Below are 4233 nucleotides of genomic sequence, written 5' to 3'. Positions count from 1 at the left end.
AGAAGTAGATTACTTTATAGAATCAGTAGGAAAAATAGTAAATGGATAATTTTGAAGTTAAAAAGGTAGAAAACTGCTTTAAAAACAGTCAGACATATGAGTACAAAATAGGTGTGAATTTAGATAAAGAATTTATAGATGGCAAGCTATCTGTACTAGGTGAAGTAACTGTAAAACCGTATAGACGTCCTATATTTATGATAACTTGTCAGGATAACACAAAAATTAAAGGGATTATAAATTCTAAAACTATGAAGGTTAGTTTTGAAGACGGTAAAGTAGAAAATAGTAAAGAGGAATTTGAAAAATTTCTAAACGATTTACTGAAATAACGACGTAAAAAGGAAGAAAATTATGGGGAAGATCATAAATTATGTAGAAAGTGTGTGTCCAGTTTGCCTAAAAAAGGTTATGGCACAAAAAGTTGAATACGATGATGGAGTGTATCTAGAAAAAACTTGTGGTGAACACGGATTTTTCAAGACTTTAATCTGGGAAGGACAAGATTATAAAAATTGGAGAGGTAAAGAGGTTTATAAAACTCCAGAGGTTCTAGGCAGCGATGTAAATAAGGGTTGCCCTTATGATTGTGGAATTTGTAGTGAGCATAGACAAGAGACTTGCTGTGTACTATTAGAGTTGACAGATAGATGTAATTTAAAATGTCCTATATGCTTTGCCTCAGCTAATGAGGATGTGAAGCCTGATGTGAGCATAGAAAGAGTGGCTGAGTATTTCGATTATTTGATGGATTGTGGAGGTCCATATAATATACAATTGTCAGGTGGAGAGCCTACTATGAGGGACGACTTAGATCAAATAATCAAAATAGGAAGGGAAAAGGGATTTACCTTCTTCCAATTAAATACTAATGGCATTAGAATAGCCGAAGATGCATCTTACATTAAGAAGCTAGCTGAAGCTGGACTAAATACTGTATTTTTGCAATTCGATGGACTTACTGAAAAGCCTTATATAAGACTTAGAGGTAAGAAGCTACTTAGAACTAAGCTAAAAGCAATCGAAAATTGTAAAAAAGCAGGTGTAGGTGTAGTACTAGTTCCTACTGTAGAAAAGGATGCAAACTTAGACCAATTGGGAAAAATCATAGAATTTGCTATAAACAATATGCCTGCAGTAAGAGGTGTACATTTCCAACCTATAAGCTACTTTGGTAGATATGAAAATAGAGACGAAACATTTAGAATAACTATTCCTAAGATGATTAGGGAAATAGAAAATCAAATGAAGGGTAAGATGAAGGTCGAAGACTTCATGCCAGGAGGAGCTGAAAACTCTTATTGCTCTTTCCACGCGAACTTCTTAGTAAATGAAGATAGAAGCTTGAGAGCTCTAGGTAGTAGAACATCTTGTTGTTCAAAGCCTACTTCATCAAAGCAGTCTAGAGAGTTTGTCGCTAAACAGTGGTCTGCTAGAGAGGGAATAGATACAAATGAACCGATAAATTGTAGTTCTATAGAAGCAGAAGAGACTTCATGTTGCTGCTCACCAAAGACGAAAGTTAAGATAGAAGAAGCTTCATGCTGTTGCTCAACTGAAGCTCCTAAAAAACAAGAAGTAATAGGAACAAGATCACTAGATGATTTTATCGAGCGATTTGAAAAATACACATTAGCTATATCTGCTATGCTATTTCAGGATGCATGGAACTTAGACATAGATAGATTAAAACAATGTTATATACACGTTGTAAGTGACGATGAAAACATAAAATTAGTACCATTTTGCGCATATAATTTAACTAATACGAAGGGCGAGTATTTATACAGAAAGTAAATATGAGACTAGACGATTGGATCGACAAAAAAATATTCGATAATGAGAAGGTTAAGTTGACTAGAGAGGATTTAGATAATTATCAGCTCGAAAGACTTAACTATCTTATCGAATACACTAAAAAAAATTCACCTTTTTATAGAAGGCTTTATAAGGATATAGATAAGCTAAACTCATTAGATGAGATTACAAAGCTTCCTATAACTAATAAATACGATATATTAGAATGCGATAAAAAAATGGTATGTGTATCTCAAAGCGAGATATCTAGAATAGTTTCATTAAAAACATCTGGAACAACAGGAAAGTGTAAGACTATTTATTTTACAGAAGAAGATCAAGATTTGACTATCGATTTTTTTGGCGCTGGAATTAGTCTATTAGCCCAAAAAGGCGATACTATGATGATTTTACTTCCATGTGAAAGAGAAAATGGAGTAGGAGACTTAATTAGAAAAGGGCTACACAATATAGAAGTAAAGCCAGTGCCTTATGGTCTTTTAGACACATTTGAGGACTGTGCAAATGCTATCATAGAAAACAATGTAAACTGTATAGTCGGAATGCCAGTAGAGATTTTGGCTTTAGGCAGATATATAAAAGAAAAACATTTAAATATAAAATTAAAGAGCATACTTTTAAGTGCTGATATGGTCAGTCGTGAAATTGTAGACGAGATAAAAGATGTCTATGATTGTGAAGTTTTCAATCATTTTGGCATAACAGAGGCTGGTCTTGGTTGCGCAGTGGAATGTTCATATCACACAGGTATGCATATTCGAGAAAATGATATACTTATGGAAGTAGTAGATCCAGTTACAAAAGAACCTCTAGAAGATGGTAAGGTCGGAAAAGTATTGCTTACAACATTGACTAGAGCTGCAATGCCTCTAATTAGATATGAAACGGGTGATATAGGCGCACTTGTCCCTGGTACTTGTCCATGTGGCAGTCCACTAAAGAGACTTGACTATATCGATTATAGAGAGGCAAATGTATTTTACTTAGATGACGATTCATTTATAAATATAAAAGATATAGACGGAAATTTATTTAAAATAAAAAATTTGATAAACTGTAGAATTGAGATACAAGATAAATCTAAATTAAATATAAAATTAGCTATCTTAGATTTAAATAATGACAAGCGTGAGGATGATTTATTGATTTCTAAAGCTAAAGAATTGCTTTTAAATATCGAGGCTATTAAAAAAGCAGTAGATACAAATCGATTAAAAATCGACGTAGAAGTAGAATACACAGATAAATGGCTCAATTATTATATGGGTAAACGAAAAATTATATACGATTGATTTTTAACTTAGGAGAACAGATGAAAATATATTTAATAAGACATGGCAGACTAAATTGGGAAGACGGCATCAAAAAATGTATTGGAATAACTGATATAGAGCTTAGCGAGGAAGGTACCCAAAAGGCCAAATCGAACGGCGTTTTTTTAAAGGATAAGAATATAAAAAAAATTTACACTAGCGATTTAAGTAGATGCGAAAAATCGGCAAAAATTATCTCTGATTACCTGAATATACCGTATTTTATAGATAGAGATCTTAGAGAGATAGATATGGGTATTTGGGAGAATAAATCGTTTAGTGAGATTAAAAAATTATACCCGCTTGAATATCAAGAGAGGGGAAATAATATAGCATCTTTTGATAAGCACGGTGGGGAATCGTTTGAAAAATGCTTTGAAAGAGCTAAAAATGCCTTAAATAAGCTGGCGATAGAAAACGAAGGCGAAAATATAGCTTTAGTAACTCACAGCGGAGTTATTAAATGTTTAATAGCTTATATAGATAAAATACCTCTAAATGATGTTTTAAGTATAAAACAGGACTACGGTGCGATAAACGTAGTTTTATTTAAAGATAAAAAATTTGAAATACTGCAAAAAAATATATAGCTAAAAAAGGTGCCACATAGGCGCCTTTTTATATCTTACTTAATTTGTAATTTGTTTAGTGTTCATGTCCTGGGCATCTAGCTTCGTTACGACCTCTACCAGTTACGTCGATTATTTTTTCAACAGCTATACTAGATAAAAATACTATTTCTGAAGGATTTCCGTGAAGGTCTTCACCAGTTAATCTTATACCGTTAGAATTTTCTATGTATGATAGAGGAACTGCTCTTCTATATAATTTGTTAGTTGTATTGTCCTTTAATTCTAATACTGCATCATCTGAACTTATGAAGTCTACACGTTTTTCGTTGTCTTCACAGATTTTTTCAGAGAAACAATCTAAAACTTGATTCATAACTTCATTTTTTAAACGTAGTAAATCTTTGTCGCTTTTGAAATTAGATGATTCAATTATTTTGTTTATAACTTCCTTTAATTCATTATTCATACGAATAGCCTCCCGCCTAAATAAAAATTTATATAAAAAGTAAAATATATATAAATTATACTAC

General features: G+C 32.3%; 5 protein-coding genes. 4 read left to right on the top strand and 1 reads right to left on the bottom strand.

Annotated elements, in window-relative coordinates; translation table 11 throughout:
- Positions 1–41 precede the first annotated feature (41 nt).
- From ACI3VO_RS07745 to ACI3VO_RS07730, 4 genes are read left to right on the top strand one after another with little or no spacing between them, the layout of a single operon-like run.
- Positions 42–332: a hypothetical protein gene (locus ACI3VO_RS07745; protein WP_439757359.1), complete on the top strand. Its 291-nt coding sequence runs from the start codon at positions 42–44 to the stop codon at positions 330–332.
- A 22-nt stretch (positions 333–354) separates the two neighbouring features.
- A complete protein-coding gene (gene trsS / locus ACI3VO_RS07740; protein WP_439757358.1) occupies positions 355–1797 on the top strand; it encodes a radical SAM (seleno)protein TrsS in 1443 nt (480 codons plus the stop codon).
- 2 nt (positions 1798–1799) lie between these two features.
- Complete coding sequence (locus tag ACI3VO_RS07735) at positions 1800–3110, top strand: DVU_1553 family AMP-dependent CoA ligase (RefSeq protein ID WP_439757357.1); 1311 nt, start codon at positions 1800–1802, stop codon at positions 3108–3110.
- Between the two features lie 20 nt (positions 3111–3130).
- Positions 3131–3721 (top strand): histidine phosphatase family protein, encoded by a 591-nt coding sequence (locus ACI3VO_RS07730; RefSeq protein ID WP_439757356.1) that lies wholly within the window; start codon positions 3131–3133, stop codon positions 3719–3721.
- Between the two features lie 55 nt (positions 3722–3776).
- On the opposite strand, the gene ACI3VO_RS07725 is transcribed toward ACI3VO_RS07730, so the two are convergent.
- Positions 3777–4169 (bottom strand): hypothetical protein, encoded by a 393-nt coding sequence (locus ACI3VO_RS07725; protein WP_439757355.1) that lies wholly within the window; start codon positions 4167–4169, stop codon positions 3777–3779.
- Positions 4170–4233: the final 64 nt, after the last annotated feature.

The organism is Intestinibacter sp., from assembly GCF_051866655.1.
Taxonomy (GTDB): Bacteria; Bacillota; Clostridia; order Peptostreptococcales; family Peptostreptococcaceae; genus Intestinibacter.
The sequence above is the reverse complement of the archived record's forward strand: the minus strand, read 5'-3'. Positions and strand labels throughout refer to the sequence as shown.